The 17,874-nt window shown below is 71.0% G+C and carries 15 protein-coding genes and 1 pseudogene; 7 read left to right on the top strand and 9 right to left on the bottom strand.

Features of this window, described 5'->3' with window-relative positions; genetic code table 11:
* Positions 1 to 68 precede the first annotated feature (68 nt).
* Genes ACH4U7_RS36750 through ACH4U7_RS36740 form a run of 3 tightly spaced genes read right to left on the bottom strand, consistent with a single transcriptional unit; the run spans position 69 to position 6,288 of the window.
* The gene (locus tag ACH4U7_RS36750; RefSeq protein WP_398532105.1) at positions 69 to 2,174 is read right to left on the bottom strand and encodes an AAA family ATPase; all 2,106 of its coding nucleotides are present in this window, start codon (positions 2,172 to 2,174) and stop codon (positions 69 to 71) included.
* Positions 2,171 to 3,808 carry a hypothetical protein gene (locus ACH4U7_RS36745; RefSeq protein WP_398532104.1) on the bottom strand — a complete coding sequence of 546 codons (1,638 nt, stop codon included), beginning with the start codon at positions 3,806 to 3,808 and terminating at the stop codon, positions 2,171 to 2,173. Before ACH4U7_RS36745 ends, ACH4U7_RS36750 begins: the two co-directional genes overlap by 4 nt.
* Positions 3,805 to 6,288 (bottom strand): protein kinase, encoded by a 2,484-nt coding sequence (locus ACH4U7_RS36740; RefSeq protein ID WP_398532103.1) that lies wholly within the window; start codon positions 6,286 to 6,288, stop codon positions 3,805 to 3,807. The genes ACH4U7_RS36745 and ACH4U7_RS36740 overlap by 4 nt, the downstream gene beginning before the upstream one ends.
* 385 nt (positions 6,289 to 6,673) lie before the next feature.
* Between ACH4U7_RS36740 and ACH4U7_RS36735 the strand changes: the two genes are divergently transcribed.
* Entirely contained in the window at positions 6,674 to 7,864 is a 1,191-nt protein-coding gene (locus ACH4U7_RS36735) for a macro domain-containing protein (protein WP_398532102.1), read from the top strand.
* A gap of 127 nt (positions 7,865 to 7,991) precedes the next feature.
* Here the strand turns inward: ACH4U7_RS36735 and ACH4U7_RS36730 are convergent, their stop codons facing one another.
* On the bottom strand, positions 7,992 to 8,702 hold the full coding sequence (locus tag ACH4U7_RS36730; RefSeq protein WP_398532101.1) for a 4Fe-4S cluster-binding domain-containing protein: 711 nt from the start codon (positions 8,700 to 8,702) through the stop codon (positions 7,992 to 7,994).
* A 328-nt stretch (positions 8,703 to 9,030) separates the two neighbouring features.
* Here ACH4U7_RS36730 and ACH4U7_RS36725 point away from each other — a divergent pair, with 328 nt between their 5' ends.
* The 4 genes from ACH4U7_RS36725 to ACH4U7_RS36710 are packed head-to-tail and all read left to right on the top strand — an operon-like array spanning position 9,031 to position 13,578.
* Entirely contained in the window at positions 9,031 to 9,714 is a 684-nt protein-coding gene (locus ACH4U7_RS36725) for a hypothetical protein (protein WP_398532100.1), read from the top strand.
* Positions 9,711 to 10,535 carry a hypothetical protein gene (locus ACH4U7_RS36720; protein ID WP_398532099.1) on the top strand — a complete coding sequence of 275 codons (825 nt, stop codon included), beginning with the start codon at positions 9,711 to 9,713 and terminating at the stop codon, positions 10,533 to 10,535. The genes ACH4U7_RS36725 and ACH4U7_RS36720 overlap by 4 nt, the downstream gene beginning before the upstream one ends.
* Positions 10,513 to 12,099 (top strand): hypothetical protein, encoded by a 1,587-nt coding sequence (locus ACH4U7_RS36715; protein ID WP_398532098.1) that lies wholly within the window; start codon positions 10,513 to 10,515, stop codon positions 12,097 to 12,099. The genes ACH4U7_RS36720 and ACH4U7_RS36715 overlap by 23 nt, the downstream gene beginning before the upstream one ends.
* Before the next feature lie 15 nt (positions 12,100 to 12,114).
* Positions 12,115 to 13,578: a hypothetical protein gene (locus tag ACH4U7_RS36710; protein ID WP_398532097.1), complete on the top strand. Its 1,464-nt coding sequence runs from the start codon at positions 12,115 to 12,117 to the stop codon at positions 13,576 to 13,578.
* Between the two features lie 41 nt (positions 13,579 to 13,619).
* Here ACH4U7_RS36710 and ACH4U7_RS36705 read toward each other — a convergent pair whose 3' ends face one another.
* Both ACH4U7_RS36705 and ACH4U7_RS36700 read right to left on the bottom strand, forming a co-directional pair.
* Positions 13,620 to 13,910 (bottom strand): hypothetical protein, encoded by a 291-nt coding sequence (locus ACH4U7_RS36705; RefSeq protein WP_398532096.1) that lies wholly within the window; start codon positions 13,908 to 13,910, stop codon positions 13,620 to 13,622.
* A gap of 199 nt (positions 13,911 to 14,109) precedes the next feature.
* Positions 14,110 to 14,277 carry a hypothetical protein gene (locus ACH4U7_RS36700; RefSeq protein ID WP_398532095.1) on the bottom strand — a complete coding sequence of 56 codons (168 nt, stop codon included), beginning with the start codon at positions 14,275 to 14,277 and terminating at the stop codon, positions 14,110 to 14,112.
* A 600-nt stretch (positions 14,278 to 14,877) separates the two neighbouring features.
* On the opposite strand from ACH4U7_RS36700, the gene ACH4U7_RS36695 reads away from it, so the two are divergent.
* Together ACH4U7_RS36695 and ACH4U7_RS36690 are read left to right on the top strand one after the other, a co-directional pair.
* Entirely contained in the window at positions 14,878 to 15,420 is a 543-nt protein-coding gene (locus ACH4U7_RS36695) for a GntR family transcriptional regulator (RefSeq protein ID WP_398532094.1), read from the top strand.
* Positions 15,417 to 16,199, top strand: coding sequence for a GntR family transcriptional regulator (locus tag ACH4U7_RS36690; protein WP_398532093.1), 783 nt, complete (start codon positions 15,417 to 15,419; stop codon positions 16,197 to 16,199). The genes ACH4U7_RS36695 and ACH4U7_RS36690 overlap by 4 nt, the downstream gene beginning before the upstream one ends.
* A gap of 28 nt (positions 16,200 to 16,227) precedes the next feature.
* Here ACH4U7_RS36690 and ACH4U7_RS36685 read toward each other — a convergent pair whose 3' ends face one another.
* The 3 genes and pseudogenes from ACH4U7_RS36685 to ACH4U7_RS36675 form a co-directional block, all read right to left on the bottom strand.
* Positions 16,228 to 17,076 carry a helix-turn-helix domain-containing protein gene (locus tag ACH4U7_RS36685; protein ID WP_398532092.1) on the bottom strand — a complete coding sequence of 283 codons (849 nt, stop codon included), beginning with the start codon at positions 17,074 to 17,076 and terminating at the stop codon, positions 16,228 to 16,230.
* A 14-nt stretch (positions 17,077 to 17,090) separates the two neighbouring features.
* Positions 17,091 to 17,606, bottom strand: a complete 516-nt coding sequence (locus tag ACH4U7_RS36680) for a DUF6879 family protein (protein WP_398532091.1) — start codon at positions 17,604 to 17,606, stop codon at positions 17,091 to 17,093.
* A pseudogene (locus ACH4U7_RS36675) lies at positions 17,578 to 17,833 on the bottom strand (hypothetical protein). The gene ACH4U7_RS36680 and the pseudogene ACH4U7_RS36675 overlap by 29 nt, the downstream one beginning before the upstream one ends.
* Between the last annotated feature and the right edge of the window lie 41 nt (positions 17,834 to 17,874).

Genomic DNA, 17,874 nt, shown 5'->3' with positions numbered 1-17,874 from the left:
CGGTCCCGGTTCATGTTCCTGTTCTTCCTCGTCGTCCTCAGCATCGGGAATGGGCATCCAGTCCCTGCTCACCGGCCACCACCCCGTACCACCCGCAGGTCCAGCGACACCGTCCCGTCCCCGGCCGGTCGTACGCCGGTGACGGTGACCACCGTGCCCGCCAGCTCCTCCTGGTCGAAGAGCGCGCGGGCCAGCGGGTTGATCAGATGGGTCTCCAGCAGCATGCCGATGCCCCGGCCGCCGTTGTCGACGTCGGCCGTGCAGTAGGCGGAGAGCGCCTGATGCGCATCGTCGGACAGGCGCAGATGCACGCCCTGCTCCTCCCGGAGCACCCGCTGGATGTTGCCGACCTGCGAGTTGAAGATCTCGGCGGCCACCTTCGCGTCGATGTAGTCGAAGACCACCACATTGCCGCCGAGCCGGTTCATCAGCTCCGGGCGGCCGATCTCCTCGACGAAGTGTTCCTTGACGTTGGTCAGAATGATCTCCTCCAGCTGGTGGTACGGCATACCCGGCTCGGCCACCCGCCCCTCGCGCCGGCCCTCACCCGTCCGCTTCCTGACCCCGAGGTTGGAGGTGAAGATCAGCACGCATTCGCTGAAGTACGTGGTGACTCCCTGCCCATCCGTGAGCCGGCCGTCCTCCAAAACCTGGAGGAACTTGTCGAGCACGCCCTTGTCGGCCTTGTCGATCTCGTCGAACAGCACGACGCGGAAAGGGTCGTTGCGGACCGCCGTGGTCAGCTCGCCGCCCGCCTCGTAGCCCACGTATCCCGGTGGCGCGCCGAGCAGCCGGTCCACCGAGTGCGGGGCGGAGAACTCGCTCATGTCGAAGCGCAGACAGGCGTCCTCGGTGCCGAACAGCACCGTGGCCACCGACTTGGCCAGCTCCGTCTTTCCGGTGCCGGTCGGGCCCGCGAAGAAGAGCACGCCGCGCGGGCGGCTGCCGGGGTGGGAGGCCTGGGCGCCGGAGAGGCCGAGGGCGGCGCGTTTGAGGATGTCCAGCGTCTTGCCGACCGCCTTTTCCTGGCCCTTCACCCGCGACCGGATGTACGCCTCGCCCTTCCTGATCTGCTCGCGGACGTAGTCCGCCTGCCAGGGGTTGTCCTTGACGCCGAGCTGGTAGATCCGCACCGCGTCGCGCATCTCGGCGAACGACAGTCCGCGGTCGAGGGCCATACGGGCGCTCTCCCGCATCGCGCGCAGCGTCAGCCCGGCGGTGGCCCGGGCGAAGGTGTCGACGTCGTGTTCGTCCGGCGGCCGTGCCCCGTTGAGTTGTTCCCCGTTGAGTTGCTCCCCGTCGAGTTGTTCCTTGTCGAGCCGCACCTGCCCGTCCGTGTCCTCGCTGCCGCCGGACCTGGCGATGTGCTCCTCCGCGAGCAGCTGGGCCATGCGCCGCCTGCTGCCCAGGTCGGGCAGCGGGATGCCGATCGTACGGACCCGCTCGCTGCCGGCCACCAGCCAGGTGGGCAGGTCGCGTTCGCCGTCGGCGAGCCAGATCACGGGGTTGAACAGCCGCCGTCCGCTGTCCGGGTCCGGGATCGGCCGGGCGTCCTCGGCGAGTTTGAGACAGTTGAGGAAGAAGTCCCGCTCCGGGTCGCTGAGGCGGGTGACATCGGTGGGGATACGGGCGGCGTAGTCGATCAGGAGCACCACGCGGTACGGGTGTTGCCGCTGGGGCGTCTCGGGTCGCGGACGGACCTCAGGCGTCTTCTGCGCCCGCTGCCCCTGCTGCTTCCAGCCGGTGACGATCGAGCGCAGGGTGCGTTCGGCCTCGGCCAGGTGTACGGGGGTGTCGGCGCGCTGGGCGCGGGCGGCCCTGGGGGCGTCCCGGCCGTGCAGCAGTTCGCGCACCTCCTTGGTCGCGGGGCCGGTCACGACGGTGAAGCCGTCCGCGATGTCGAAGCGGATCAGCGCCTCGTAGCCCTCCTGCCACAGGGCGTTCCACAGGACCTCGGTGAGGGTGTGGTGGGCGTCGTACTGCCGCTCCGCGCCGCCCTCGTCGGGGTTCTTGTCGTGCCGGACGAGATGGATGTCCCGGATGCTGCCGTGCAGCACGTACTGGGAGTGGACGCTGAGGGTGCCGGCCAGTTCCTCGGCGAAGGCCGGGAGGACGCGCTCCCGGCGGTTGGCCGCCGGGGACGCGGGTGGCGTTCCTGTCTCGGTCATGGTCATCGGCGCTGTCCCCGGTCGTCGTGGTGGCGGGCTTTGAGCGCGGGCCGGTCGTCACGGGCCGACCGGGTGTTGTCGCGCGGGGCGGGCTGCTCGGGCGGCTGCCCGAGGTCGAACTTCAGGCTGAGCCCTGACCGTTTGGTCAGCCGCTGCAACGCCTCCAGGTGCTGGGATGCCTCGGCGCAGCGCTTCCGGTCGAGGTCGCGGTCGGCGTCGGTCTCCTCGGCCGGGTCGCGTTCGCGGTGCATGGTGGCGACCCGGGCGGAGCCGTGTACGTCCACGCTGACGCGGAGCCAGTGTTCGCCGTCCCAGTCCGGCGGGGTCCAGTCGATCACCTGAACCGTTCCGGATGTGGAGTGCGTGACCGTCTCGGGCTCCGCGTGCTCGACCGCCGCGCGGATCACCTCCGCGGCGTACGCGCGCTCGTACGCGTCGACCCGTTCCCTGACCCGCTCCGTCACGCGGGCCTCGACCCGTTGGCGCTCGGCATCCAGCAGCGCGCCGCCCTTGTCCAGGATTCCCTCCAGGATCGCGATTTCCGCCGTGGCGTCCGGCAGCGGGCCGGGGACGCCGGGTGGGATGTCCCGGAGGAAGCCCAGCTGCTGGGCCGCCCACTCCTCGTGCTCCCGCCGCTGCTCGGCCTCGTGTGTCTTCTGTTTGGCGAAGTGGGCGGCCTGCCGCAGATGGAGCTTGGCGGTGGAGGGCCGCCGGGTGACGACCTCCGCCGCGCTCGCGATCTGCTCCTCCACGAGCCGGTAGTCCGCCGCGGATATGTGGTGCGGGAGCGTGGCCAGCAGCTCGGCGCCCCGCCGCAGTACCTCGTCCTCGGTGAGCGCGCCCGTTGCCGTGGTGGGCCGCGGCTGTGCGTCGACGGTCTGCGTCTCGGCCCTGGTGGCGGCCTGCTCGTACTCCTCCAGCGCCCGCTGACGCCGGGCGCGCAGCTTGGCGTGCCAGCCGTCGTCGGTATCGGGATGGACTACGGACACCGGGCCGGCGGTGGCCTCCATCGTCGCCCGTGCGTACGCGGCCTCGGCGCAGCGCAGTCGGCGGTCGGTGTCGGCCAGCCGGCGCCACATCTGCTCCAGGCTCACGCCGTTCAGGTCCAGTGGTGGCGGCAGGTCGGGTAGGCCGGGCGGTCCGTCGGGGCCGGTGGCCATGTTGGCGCGCCGGAACCGGGCGCGCAGTGAGCCGATACGGGCGTTGGCCCGGGCCGCGGCGAAGGCGGCGTCCTTCCAGCACGCCGCCGCCTGGCAGGCGTCCAGCTGCCGCTGCTCCAGCTCCGCCTGGTGCGCGGCGGCCCGGATGACGGCCTCCGAGAGCAGCTGCGCACCGGCCATGGCGGCGCGGCCGACGAGCAGGGCGCCGCCGAGCGCGCTCAGGCCGATCAGGGCGGGCACCACCATGTCGTGCAGCTGGTCCATGGCCGAGTCCACCGCGTGCCCGGCGGCGTGATGGATCGCGCTGCCCACGTGGTCGCCGATACCTGTGTCGATGTGGCCTGTGATGTGCTGCGACACCCCGGTGTCCGGCACCGGGTTCTGGACGGTGTCCGGAAAGGCACTCGTGACCGGAGGTGGCTCGGACAAGAACGTCGGGATCACGTCGTCGACGCTGGCGAGGGCTGCTCCTGAACTCATAGCTGGTGTCCCGTCCGTGGCATGGTGGCCGCCGTCCCCCGGCGGCCGGGGTGGGCCCGGTCGTCCCGGCCGCGCAGCTCCGCGACGTAGCGCCGCCAGCCGCGCAGCCGGTGCCAGGTCCACCAGGTGAGGGCGGCCACGGTGGCCAGCGGCCACACCCAGGCGGCGTAGGCCACGGTGAGCCACATCAGGCCGAGCGGCAGCAGGATCAGCAGGCCGCGGACCGGGAAGCGGGCGCCGGGGGCGCGTATGAAGCGGGCGGCGGGCAGCGCGCGGCGGATCAGCAGCCCGGCCAGGGAGCGGTTCGGGTGGTAGAAGGGGCTCCCGATGCGGTACGCCGCCCACAGCTCCAGCGCCGGGACGGCGGCTGCCGCCGGCAGGGCCAGCATCCAGGCCGTCAGCACGGTGCTCTGCGCGGACCAGCCCGCGAGGTCGCTCAGGCCGATCACGAGAATCCAGGGGCAGACCAGGACCATGGCCCCGCCGAGGGCCCAGCCGAGCGTGGGCAGCATGTCCTGTCTGCGCACCCACAGCGTGGCCACGTCCAGGTCGCGCTCGGTGCGCAGGGCGGCGCGCTGTTCGTCGATCCGGCCCTGCGCCTCGGCCGACTCCTGCGCGGCGTATCCGGCCAGCCACTCGGCCAGTTGCAGTCGCACCAGGTCGTCCGGGTCGCGCAGCAGCCGGTCGTACCAGGCCACCGGCTGGTCCAGCGCGGCCTGGGCGCGGGCGGTCCGGTCCCGGAGCTGCCGCCCCTGCGCCTCGGGGGCCGCGGCCTGCGACAGAAGCGCGGTGAGCCGGGTGCGGTCGAGCCGGGTGGCGGTGCGCACCTCGGCGCGCGCGGCGCGCAGCAGGGGCGACTCCGTGATCACCTGCTCGACGGTGTGCTCCCAGCGGGACCGGGCCGTCAGCCAGCGCTCGTGCACCTTGGCGAGCCCTTCACCGCCGGGCCGTTGCTCCAGCAGCGGCAGGATGGTGTGGTCCTGTAGGTCCTTGACGAGGGAGAGGGCGAACTCGTCGCCGCGCCCGGCCGTCCGCAGCAACCCGCCCAACCCTTCGGGGTCGAGCGGCCACCCGCGGTAGGAGGCGTCGAGGGTGGGGCCGAGCCAGGAGATCAGCCGGACCAGCGTGGCGGGTCTGGGCTCGGTTTCCAGGAGGGCGAGCAGCGCGGCCAGTTCGTCGGCGTCGAAGCCCGGCCTGTTCTCGAACTGGCGCAGCCAGCCGGTGAACTCCCCTCGGCTGCGCCGCCGGGCCAGGGTGTGCTGGGTCTGCCGCCAGTTGTCGCTGAACGCCTTGGCCAGCTGCTTCGGCCGGGTGTACTGCTCGCCGAGGAACGGATACGGCTCGATGCCCGGGTCCTCGGCCGGGTCCGATGCGCCGGGGGCGGTGCCCTCCTCCCAGGGGGCGATCGGTGGCCTGCCGCCGACCAGCCACTGCGCCACCTCGTCGGTGCCCCAGCGGTGTTCGGGGTCGCGGGTGAGCAGCCCCATGCAGAGCAGCCGCAGCCGGGCGTCGGTGACCAGCGCCAGGTCCGGGGCGCGGGAGCTGATCTCCTCCCGTACGAAGTCGTTGTCGGTGAACGGGACGGGGTGCCGGCCGCCGGCCATCTCGGCCACGATCATCCCGAGCGACCACCAGTCGGCGGGCGGGTGGATGAGCTGGTTGCGCAGCGACGCCTGCGGGGACATGTAGAGCGCGGTGCCGACCCAGCGCTCGTTGCGGGTGTAGCGCTCGGCGGGCTCGTAGGCGGAGACGGCGAAGTCGACGAGGGTGAGGTCCGGGGCGTTCGGGGCGTCCGGGTCGAGGCTGCCGAGCACGACGTTGGCCGGGCTGAGGTCCCGGTGCACGATGTTCAGCTCGTGCAGGGTGGTGAGGGCTTCGTGCAGCTGCCCTACGACGCGCTGGATGAGCCCGGGGTCGACGGGGCCCGGGTTGTCCCTGAGATATCTCGCCAGGTCGGTCTCGCCGTAGGACGGGACCAGGTCGTACGGATGGCCGTCCGCCCCGGCTTCGTCGGTCTCGGTGAATTGGGTGAGGTGGCGGCGCGGGCGGTCGTGCAGCAGCTCCCACACCGTGCGGTCCGGGCCGTGTCCGCGGTGGTACCACTTGAGGATGTGGGTGCCGCGGTCGTCCTCGACGCGGTAGACGGCCGCCTGGTACGGATGCTCGGGGCGGCGCAGCACGGCCCGCAGCCGGAACCGGTCGCGCAGCGAGAGCGGCAGCAGGGCGGTGTCCCCGCGCAGGTCGCGTCCCCCGTGCGCGACCTGCGCGGGTCCCGCCCCGGGGACCTCGGCCTCGGTGGGCGCCGCGGCCGCCGCGGCGGCCGGGGTGGGTGGCGGAGGCGGTGGCTCCTCGTGTTCGGTGGGCGGGGGTCCGGCGCCGTATTCCTGGTATTCGTCCGGCGTGCGGTGTTCCTCGCCGGGGGCGGGTTCCTCTTGCTCTTCGTATTCCGTGGCGGGCGGGTCCTCGAGGGGCTGGGTCATATCGGTCACCTCGTGTATGGGCGGGTGTAGTCCCCGTTGATCAAGAAAGTCATGGCCTCGGAATTCGGAAATGTGTTCCGGAATTCGCCGACCCGCCGAGCTGGTACGGTCGGCGGTGGCCGAGAAGACGGCCTGCGTGAGTCAACCGCGTGAGGTGCTGACCACCGGCTCGCCGGTACAACACCCGCGGCAGCCCGCTGAACTGCGGGCCTCTGCTCACCGAATTCCGGACACGCCCCGAGCAACCCCAGGGGGCACCTCCCATGCCGAAGGCTATGGGGGCGAGACACCGCGAGGTGACCACGCCGGAGCGCCCGGACCAGCCGAACCGGATGCAGTCCGTACCTCCTACGGGAATCACGGATCAAGTCTTAGCCTGGTGACCATGAGTCAGGAGACATGGCCGTCAGATCTGCCTGCATACGATCAACTCCTGAATGAACTGAAAGACATCCGCAGGCCGGGCCTGGCCGACCTGCGCAGAACCGATCGGCCGGCGCTGCGCGCGGTGGCCGTCGCGGGCGGCTTCTGCGACGGCCCCGACGACGCCCCGGCCGGTATCGAGGCCCTGCTCAAGGAGGCCGTCCGACGGCTCGGGGAGAACGGTGTGCTCGGCCGCGCCGCCGCCCACACCTTCGGGCTGCTCCCCGACCGCCGGGGCGACCCCGCCGCCGACCGCCGCAAGCTGGCCGCCGCGGTGTACGGGGTCAGCACCGAGGGGTTCCGCAAGCGGCAGGAACGGGAGGTGATGGAGCAGCTGGCCGAGGCCGTGCTGACCGTCCTGCGGGAACGGCTGGGCTTCTCCGGCGCACAGCCGCCGGGCGGCCCGCCGCCCTCCGACGGGCCGGGCGGGCAGCGCGTGCAGGGTGAGTTGACGACCGGGCCGGGCGGACCGGGCGGGCCGGGCGGGCCGGGCGGACCGGGTGGCCGGGCGGGTCAGGAGCCTCCGCTGCGGGTCGACGGCGTGCCGGTGGTGGACGCGCGTAGCACGTTCACCGTGCATGTGTCGCCCATCGAACTGCTGCGGGACATCGAGGTGCTGGTCTCCTCGGAGAACGTCTACCTGGAGATGTCGAAGACCTTCCGCCCCACCGTCTCCGGCGCGCTGCGCCTCGCCGCCGCCGTACGCGACCCCGCCGGGGAGATCGTCGACGATGTGCTCGCACGCGAACTCGCGGCGTGGCTGCGCGCCCACGGCCGCCCCGGCCTGCCGGTCCGGCCGGGCACGGTGGTGCCCACCTCGTCGGGGGCGCTCGCCGCGCGCGGCGTCCGGCGGATCTACCACGCCGCGGTGGCCACGCCGGAGGAGGACACGTACCACGTACGCCCGGAGAGCATCGCCCGCGCGGTCAGCGCCTGCTTCGCGCTCGCCCGGGCGGAGCGCGACCGCTACCAGCCGGCCCTGTCGTCCATCTGCTTTCCGCTGCTGGGCGCGGGCCGGGGCGGTCTGCCACCGGCGGTCAGCGCGACCTGGCTGCGCTGGGCGATCCGCGACGAACTCGCCCGGGACGCGCGCTGGCGGGTGCATCTGGTGGTCAGGAGCCGGGAGATAGCCGAGGCCGTGGGGGCGCTGTGACCACCAGGCCGAGCGTGCGGGCTCCGGTCGCGACCGCGACGACGGCCGCGACCGCGACGACGGCCGCGACCGCGACGACGGTCCCGACCGCGACGACGGTCCCGACCACCCCCACCCCCGCCACCACTCAAGGCCGCCAGCTGGGCCCCGTGAGGCGGATCCCCACCCGCCGCAGTCGGCGCTCCAGCGCCGCCAGTTCGCCGCGTCGCGGCACTCCGTAGAGCCGCACATCGCCCTCCCCCTCGACCACTTGCAGACGGGATCCGCTCGCCGTCCGGGCCAGATGCGCCCGGTAGCGCGCCCGTCCCAGTGCCGTACGCGGCAGCATGCGCTGGTTGGCCGAGCCGCGCCAGACCAGTTCGGTGGGCTCGGCCACCCGGAAGCGTCCGGTCACCACGACATCGGCGTGGTGCACGGCGGCGGAGCGCGCCGCCTCGCGCTCCACTTCCTCCTCCTCGTATCCCGTGTAGAGGAGGAAGTCGACTTCGCGGCCGGACGCCGGGCCGCCCGGCGCCACCGCCTCCGCGCGGGCCTCCGCCGCACCGGCCAACAGGGCGGCCAGCCCGGCCGGTTGGTCGAGCGGTTCGCCGCCGCTGACGGTCAGCCCGTCGGCTCCCTGCGCCAGCGCCGCGCGCCACAGGCCGAGCAGGGACGCGACCGTACGGGAGGTGCCGCCCCGCGGGTCCCAGGTGTGCCGGGACATGCACCCGGCGCAGGCCAGCCCGCACCCCTGTAGCCAGATGCCCAGCCGCCGCCCGGGGCCCAGGGTCTCGACCGGGAAATGTGTCTGGCTGACCCGGAGCAGCACCGGCTCCCGGCCCATGGGGGCGTTTTCCACCGGCCCGCCTCCTTTCCCGCCTGGCACGGTCAAACCCGTTCCCAATTCCATGATCGATATTCCATGATCGATGACATGAAGTCCTCGGAACCATTCCAGTATGACTCGGCGTCAGGCGACTATAGGGGCGTTCTCCGGGCGGCTTCCGGGCGTTTTCGGGAGTGGCACGGCCGGGGAGCATTCCCGGGTATGAGCTGACCGCTACGGTCTGAACAGGTATTCGGTTCGATTGCCGTGCCGCTTCGGGGAGGGAAGCGGAATGCAGCTCCCGTGATGCGGCCATCCGGAGCCGAATTCCATGCCGAGGGAAATCGGGGGAGAGAAATCCATGATCAGATCCGACAGCGTCAACGGCGTGGTGCGACGAGGACACCTCGGCCGTATCGCGCGCTTCAGGGCCAAGTGGCGAGGGAAGCGCGACGGCGAGCGGGGCGTGCCGCGCATCCCCGTCCGGTATTTCGAGGGGCGGCACAACGCACCGCCCGAGCTCTTCGAGCCGCCGGACCCGGACGAACTGCCGCTCCCCGCGTACGTCATGGAGGTACGGACCACCGCCCGCCGGGCCATGGAGCAGATGCGCTCCTCGATGATCGGGCAGGAACACGCCCTCATCAGCAAGTTGCGCGCCGAGTCGGTGCGCGTGGTCACCCAGTACGACGTCCGCGACGACCCCAGGCCCGCCGCCCTCGCGCGGTACGGCCAGTGGGTGGGCCAGTGGCGCACCACCGTCGACCGCTGCCGCTCCCATGCGCAGGCCGTCGCCGACCAGGCCAACCAGCAACTCGCCTGCTACTGGGACGCGGTGCGCGCCACACACCCCCAGTTCATCCGCCTCGCCGGGCGCCCGCCCGGCGACTGGCTGCCCGGCCGGGTGGAGCTGGACCCGTCCTGGCACCGGCCGGACGTCTGGCTGCTGGCCGACGACGAGGGCGCCCGGACGGCCACGTCCCGGGCGCTCCAGATACTCGAGCGGCAGAACACCCACCGCGTCGACGGGAGGAGTACGCGATGACCGTCAACAGCCCAACCCCCGAACTCCCGCGCCGCCGACAGCGCCCGACCCCTGAACTCCCGCGCCGCCGACAGCGCCCGATCCCCCGCCGCGCGCTGACCGCCGCCCTGGTGCTCACCCTCGCGGCGACCGCCGCCACCGCCTGCGACGCGGTGTCCAATGAACCGAAGCGCTACTCGCAGGCCTGCGGTGTGGTGGTCGACGGTTCGGGCTCGGCCGCCGCCAACAAGACCGGCTTCGACGCGGAGGCCAAGCTCAAGGCGACGCTGAACACCTTTCTGTCGGACAACAAGTGCCGCAAGACGTCCTTCGCCCCGATCACCAAGGTCTCCCAGGCGTCCAAGTGCCAGGTCAGCCCGCTCGATCTGGACCCGGACACCTCGAAGACGGCCGACCGTGACCGGACCCGCAAAGCCATGCGGGCGGTCGCCCTCTCCAGCGCGCAGAAGCTGCTGCGCTGCGCACAGGACGAGGAGCCGGGCTCCGATGTGCTGGGCGGCCTGTCGCGTATCGCGCTGACCAAACCGTCCGGCGGCGACGACGAGTCGTTCGATGTGCTGGTGGTGAGCGACTTCGACCAGGGCGACCCGGACTTCCGGCTGGGGCGGCAGGACCTGTCCACCGCCGCGAGCCGGGCGAAGACCATCGACGCCTTCCTCAAGTCCCACCACGAGCCGGAGCTGTCCGGCGCCGATATCTATCCGGTGGGTTACGGCATGAAGTACCACACCGACACCGCACGGTACGACCAGTTCAACTCCTTCTGGACGGAGCTCCTGGAGGGGAGGGTGAAGGCACATGTCCACACCACATACCGTTAGTGGCGACGACGAGGAGCCGAGGCGGCTGAGACTGCGCCGCCGCAGGCCCGACTCCGACGGCGGGCGCCGCCGGGGCCACGCCACCGCGCGCCACTTCCCCGACGGGTCCCTGCCGCAGCCGGAGCCCGTCGAGTCGGATCTCATCCGCGCCGGCGACAGCACCTGGCTGCGCGACCGGGCCCGTAAGCACGGCGCGGCGGCCGGCGCCCGGCAGGTCTACGACCCCTGGGTGCTGGCGAGCCCCGACCGGATCCCGTACTTCGCCGAACTGGCCAGCCTGCGCGACGGCGTCAAGCACCGGCTCACCGAGGAGTCGGCGCGGGCCGAGGAGGACGGCGCGCTGGAGGCCGGCCGGGTGCGGGCGGCGGCCACCGCCGCGGGTGAGCGGCTGGCGCGGGCGAACCGGCGGCGCACCGTCCTGGAACGGCAGCAGATGGTCACCACCGCGCAGCTGGACCGGCTGGCGCGGCGGGCCGACCGGTGGCAGACCTTCCGCGACACCGTGCGGGGCAGCTTCGAACGGCGCTGGCTGCGCAACCGTATGCCCCCCGACTGGTCCGACGGCGCCGACGCCACCGGTAACGGGAACGGATCCCAGGACCCCGCCGCCGACCGCCGAGCCGCCGCCCAGTACCGCGACGACGAGCCGCAGACCGCCCGGGACCACGCCCGCTGGCAGGCCATATCGGAGCGCGACCCGGCGGCGGAGGAGACCGACGGCTTCGACCGGGTCCTGGCCGACCGGGCCCTGTCCACCAGGGCGGCCTGGGAGGGCGCGGCGGCCCGCCCCGGGATGCCGCGCTGGATCAAGATCGGGGTGCTGGGGCTGCTGATCGCGGTCGAGTTCCCCGTCTACTACACCGTGTTCGAGAATCTGCACGGCGTCGGGGCCTTCGCCAATCTGCTCTCCGTCAGCCTCACCGTGGCCGTCGCCGTGGCGATGATCCTCGCCCCGCACATCGGCGGCCGGATCCTGCGGCGCCGGTCCGTCACCGGCGCGGTCCGGCTGTCGGCCGTGCCCGCCCTCGCGCTGATCGGCGTATGGGCGTACGGGGCCTGGGCGCTGGGCGATCTGCGGGCCAAGGTGGCGTTCCAGGAAGAGCCCCCGCTGGAACTGCCGGCCGATGTGCCCCAGGACGTCAGGGACAGCATCGGCAACCAGCCGAGCCTCATCGAGTCCCTGCATCTGGACCCGCACAGCGTCTCCTTGATGTTCGTCGCGCTGCTGCTGCTCTCCGGAGGCATCGCCTTCCTGATCGGGCTCGGCGAGGAACACCCGTATCTCGCGGCGTACCGCACCACCGCCGAGCAGCTGCGGGAGCTGGAGCAGCAGACCGAGGCGGACACCGCCGGTGTCGAGCGCGCCAAGGAGGCCGAGGCCACCCTGGACGCCCGCGCCGGAGCCCGCCGGACGGCCCATGAGGCGCGTCTGTACGCCGTCGACGCCCTGTACGAGGCCGCGGCCCACGCCTATCTGGACGGCCTCGCGGGGCAGTCCGCGGACTCCGCGGTCACCGAGGCCGCCAAGCGGCTGTCGCAGCAGTGGCCGCTGCTGCCGCGCTGAGGGGGTGGCTGACCGATGGAACCGGCGGGCGAGGAGCAGTACATCCTCATCACGCAGTGCCTGCAGAACGACTTCTTCCTGAATCTCGACTGTCAGCTGTCACTGCCGGAGAGCGCGGTGTCCAAGCTGCTGCTGGACAGCGAGGGCGGTGAGGCCCTTCGTACGGAGGGCCACCGCCGGGTGCTGCCCGAGGCGGAGCTGCGCCACTCGCCCCTCGCCCGCTTCCTCGACGCCACCGTCGGCTCCCGTATGCGGGGCCACGGCGACGGGGTGCTCCACCTGATCAACATCCGGGACTGGCATGTCCCGGGGGAGGCGTACGACCTCGAACGCAGGCAGTACGGCGCGCACTGCGAAGCCGACACCTGGGGTGCGGCGTACGTCGACGGCCTCACCGACCTGCTGGCCCCGGAACCGCCGCCGCTCGGGGGCTCTGGGGGCTCCGGGGGCGCCGAGAACGACTGGGGCGGCAGACTGCGCGTCCACCACGTGCGCTCCAACACCCTCTACGACTTCCAGGACACCCCCGCACACGCACCAGGCCCCAGTCCCGCTCTCGGCCGCGAGCCGTCCCCGCTGGCCGCGCTGCTGGACGAGCTCCTGGCCGACGGCCGGCACGAGACGACCCATGTCGTCGTCATCGGCGTGCTCACCGACATCAAGATCCAGCTCCTGCTGACCGGCATCCGCTCCCGCTACGACGTCCGGCAACTCGTCGTCTCCGACGCCCTCACCGCCAGCCGCACCCTGGAACGCCATCTGACCGCCCTGGACTTCTGCCAGCGCGTGCTGCGCACCGAGGTGATGACCGGACTCGCGGAACTGGCCCGCTTCCTCGGCTCCCGCCCGGACGACGACCGGCGGCTCACCCGGGGCGGGGGCGGGGACGCGGAGTTCGCCGGCTACTCCTCGTACATCCAGGACAAGCAGGGCATCCTCTCGTACGAGGACGCCCGGCTGCGCGACTACCGCATCCAGACCTCCGAACGCCTCAGACAGGCCCAGCGCACCGTCGGCTTCGCCGCTAAGTTCCTGCTGGGCCTCGGCACCTGTCTGCTGCTGACCGCCTTGCTGCTCTCCCTCCTGGGCGTCGTCTTCCCCGGCCGGGTCGGCTGGCAGAGCCCCGCCGTCCTCGGCGCCCTGGGCGCCGGCCAGATCGTCACGCTCTTCTTCACCCGGCCGGTCAGATCCGTCCAGGACGCCCTGGCGGAGGAGACGATCTACCGGATGGTCCTGGAGAGCCGCAGCCTGAAGGTCGCCCTCGCCCGCTACCACGTCACCACGGCGAACGCGCTGCGCAGGCATGACGACTTCGGCTCGCAGTCCGACGCTCTGGAGCGGCAGCTGGAGGTCCTGGAGAAGATCGACGCGGCGGACTTCGAACGCCTCAAGGGCCTGGGCGTGACCCCGCGCACCGACCAGCCCGGCCCGGGAACCCGCGGCCGGGGCGCCCGTCGCGGCCGTACGCGCTCAGCGTGAGGCTGTAACCGGGCCGGGCCCGCCGGGTCTCCGGCGGGCCGCTACGGGGTGAAGCGAATGGTGACGCTCGCCCAGCCGTCCGAGCTCACGTAGTGCCATGCGCCGGTTTCGTCGGCGGACAGCATCGCTTCGGAGTACAGGGCTCCGACGAGGAGTTTCCAGGGCTCGTCTCTCTCAGCGGTTCCCCCGTGGGACAGATCTCGTAGCGACTTGTCGGCCGCCTCGAATATGGCCGCGCGGATATCGAAATACCGCGCACGGTCGACTGTTCCCGTGGTGACGCCGGATGTGCTGATGAACGTCCATTCGGCGTGCCAGGGTCCGTCTGTCATGGTTGATCACTCAAAGTCGGTGATGGTCCCGGGCATCTCGTACCGCCGGTCGTAGACCACCATGCCGACCGCAAGACTGGCCAGGATGTTGGTCCAGTCCCCGCCGTTCACTGCTCGCCCCTGGCGCGGCATCGGGTGCGCGGGAACGAACTCGGTGGCATGTCGGCCCCCGGCGGGATGAACACGACGGGCCTGGTTTTCACTTCGGCCTCCGCATCAGATGCTTGGCGATCTGTTCGCTCAGGGCTACCGATTGCTGCCGCAGTTCCTCAAGGGTCGGGCGGTCCTCGTCGCCCTGCTGCCCGCCCGGTCCGTGCTGTCCGCCGTCCTGCCCCTCCTGCGGCGGGAGCGTCCTCGGGTTGCTCACTACGCCACCACCCTCACGCCGTGGATGACGCGCGGGCCGACGTCGATGCCGTGCACGGCCAGCCACAGCGTCCGCCGACGCTACCGTCGCAACCGACGCTCGGCGCGCTCCAGTTGCTCGTGGTCTACCACGTGGGGCCGGATCAAGGCGGCCCCGTGGCCGTCCGGCGGCCCGGAAGCCGGGCGGAACTCGACGGTGGAGGCGTTCACGCGCTCCGCCGCCACGGACCATGCGGGTGTATCGGGTACCCGAACTGTGCGCATCGTCGGCGCGTGATGGTGCTGCACGGCGGGACGGCCGTCGGCCGCGCGGTGTCGGCCTGACGGCGGTAACACCAGCCGTAGCAATGCTTCGAAGACCCACGCGACGGCGTGGGTCATGAACTTCCGACGCACCGGGACAGCCGGTTTGCGACGTGTGAAGAACTGCTGCCGTGTCAGGGGCACGGTGAGTCACCACCTCTGGGCTCGCTGTAAGCTCAAGTCGGCATTATCGCTATTCGCGAAAAGCAGCAAGGGGCTTGGAGCGGTGGCCAACGGTTCGCTTACTGTGTAAAGCGGCAAGGTTGGCGAGGACCGACCAAGACATGAGGAGGGCCCGTTGGACGGCGATGCGTGGACCAGTACGTCGATGCCCTATCTGCGGCCGGCTCGGGGAGGCCGAGGTGATGTGTGGAGTGAGGAGGCTGCGGCTCACGGGCGGCGGGGTACTCAGCGCATCGTCCAGGCCGGGGAGGTGCCCGCTCCTGCAGTCGTGGCGCGGCTGTTGGCGGTAGAGGCGGGGGCCGCAGTGGTCGTGCGGCGGCGGATCATGTATCTGGACGAGCAGCCTTGCGAGCTGACCGACTCCTACTACCCCGCTCCCGTCGCGGCGGGTACCGGCCTCGCGGGCACGGCGAAGATCCGTGGGGGAGCAGTCGCCCTGCTCGCGGAACTGGGGTACGTGGGGCAGCGGGTGCGGGAGGATGTGACGGCGCGGATGCCCGACGGGCAGGAGCGCGAGCTGCTGCGGACCGGCGAGCTGGAGCCGGTGATATGCCTTGAGCGGGTCGTCTTCGACGGGGACGATCGGCCGATTCAGGCCGATCTCATCACCATGCCCGCCCACCGCCAGCGACTTCGTTACGAACTCAGGATGGGATGACCGTGCCCAAGGCCGATCAGGAAGCAATCGACCGGCGGTCGCTGCATGAGCGAATCGCCGCCGATCTGCGGGACGAGATCATGTCGGGCGAGCTGCCGCCGGGTGCGAGGCTTCCCTCGACCGCACAGCTCAAGGAGCGGTTCAGTGCGTCGAACGCGACTGTGCAGAAGGCGCTGCAACTGCTGAAGGACGAAGGCCTCGCGGTGGGCCGGGCAGGTGCGGCTGTCACCGTACGGGAGCACCGGCAGCGCACCATGCGGCCCGCCGCGTACATGGCGCCGGCCGCGCCGGGGGAGCCGTATCGGTGGATCAGCGAGGCGGCCGACGGGCACCAGGCGCGCGGGAGCAGCCGCCTTCTGGAGGTCGCCGAGGTGAGGCCGCCCGCCGATGTGGTGGAGGCGTTGCGGCTTCCGGATGGCGGGATGGCGCTGCTGCGGGCGCAGGTGCTGTCGCTGGACGACGAGCCGGTGGAATTGGTGAAGTCCTACTATCCGCTGGAGCTGGCTCGCGGGACGGCGATGATGGATCGCCGCAAGATCAAGGGCGGTACTCCGGCGTTGCTGGCGGAGCTGGGGTACCCGCCACGGCTCAGCGTGGACAAGGTGTCCGCCCGGGTACCGACGCAGGAGCAGTACACCATGCTCGGCCTGCCGGGGAATCTGCCCGTCCTGCGGACGCTGCGGGTCGTGTTCAGCGATGGTGAACGGCCCATCGAGGCCACGGTGATGGCCAAGGCCGGTCACCTCTATGAGCTGCGGTACGAGTTCTCGCCCTCCTGAACATTGCCTCGTGTTGTCGGTTCGCCGCTCATGCCAGGGAAGCCAACGCACTCACTACAAGAGAACGTGCGGCGGCTCCCCGTGCCGCTTCCTGCGAAAGCCGGTCAAAGGCGCGAGCGTACAACTCGACTTGGCTGGGCTGTATGAGAGTCAAGGCGGCATCCAGCGTGTCCGCGTGAACCCTGGTGCCGTCGAAGATCGTGAAGGTGGGCATGGGCCACACGGTTCGTGCTGCCGAGAACGGGATGATGCCCACAGCGATGTTCTGGAGATCCATCGCCTCGAGGATGTGGCCAAGTTGGGCGGCCATGGTGTCGGCGCCGCATATCCGGTACCGCAATACCGACTCTTCCAGTACGAAGGAGAACCGGCGGGCACCATTTCTGAGTACCGCGTTCCGCTGTATGCGTGCCGCCACGGCATCACTCACGTCGTCCGGGGTTCCTCGGAAGTCCGCGATGGACGACAGCAGAGCGGTGGCGTACCCGGGCGTTTGGAGAAACCCGGGGATCACGTCGGAGACGTAGACGCGGAACATGCCAGTCTGCTGATACAGGGCCCCTGTGGACTCTTGCAGGCGGCGAAGGCCGCTCCGCTGGAGTCGTCGCCACTCGACATGGGCATCAGCTGATTGCCTGTTCGCCGCGACCAAGTCGGAGGTCTGGTCGTCTGCGCCGCAGGCTCCGCACCATGCTCTGATGTCCGCGTCAGAGGGTGGTGTCTTGGCGTTCTCTATGCGTGATGACTTCGACTCCGACCAGCCGCACCTGACGGCCAGCTCCCGCCCCGTGATCCCCGCGTCCCTTCGGATCTCGCGCAGGCGACCAGCAAGATCTTCGCGAGCCTTCTGAACGCTCGAAGACGGGTGTGGGGGCATGGAGCCGGCTTTCGTCAGATCTCATACAGCTGGTGCGGAATTGCTCGCTCCCAAACCGACTCGAAGGCGTTGAGGCACAGCTTCACGGTCTCCGCGTCTGCTGTGATCTCATCCTCCACCACCTCACCGTCACCCGAGAAGTGGTGCACTCTGAGCAACTCGCCATCGAACAACCAGAAGTCGTTCCCAGGCAGAGGGATGTTCGTGGCCAGACGCCGAGGCAGCCACCGTACCTGCTCGCCCGCCGTGACGTTGGCGTGGGTGACGTAGTGCTCCCACCGGATGTACTCCGATACGGGCTCGGAGACGACTCGGGCCCGGCGGATCGCCACACCCCGGGCCACGGTGTCCGCGATCAATTGATCGTAGGGATGCCACCAAGACACGCGATCGTCCCAGTCGATGCGCTCACCGAGCCGCCATGCCTCGAACCGTTCCGTAGGAGCATAGGAGTCTCGCAGCTCCAGGTGGACGGCCGACCGCTCAGTCCGGCCAAGCAGCTCAGCGAAGCTGGGCACGCTCGACGGCATCGCACGCCTCCCTGACCATCGGGATCATCCGGGCCGGGATCCTGACGATCGCTTCACTGTCGGGCACCGGGCCGTTCGCGGGGCTGCTTGCCTCGCATTGGGTCTGCGTCTCGGCACCTGGCTTCCACCCCTGCAACAAGATCTCCTGAGCTTCTACGTCCGCCCACGCGGTGGGGCAGTGGTCCCGGTCGGTGTCGGGATCGATGCCCGATGAACTCTACGGTCATGGTTTCCTCCCTGCTCCAGGTGGTTGCTCTGGTTTGCACGA

Source organism: Streptomyces sp. NPDC020845 (genome assembly GCF_044334165.1).
GTDB lineage: Bacteria > Actinomycetota > Actinomycetes > Streptomycetales > Streptomycetaceae > Streptomyces.
The sequence above is the reverse complement of the archived record's forward strand: the minus strand, read 5'-3'. Positions and strand labels throughout refer to the sequence as shown.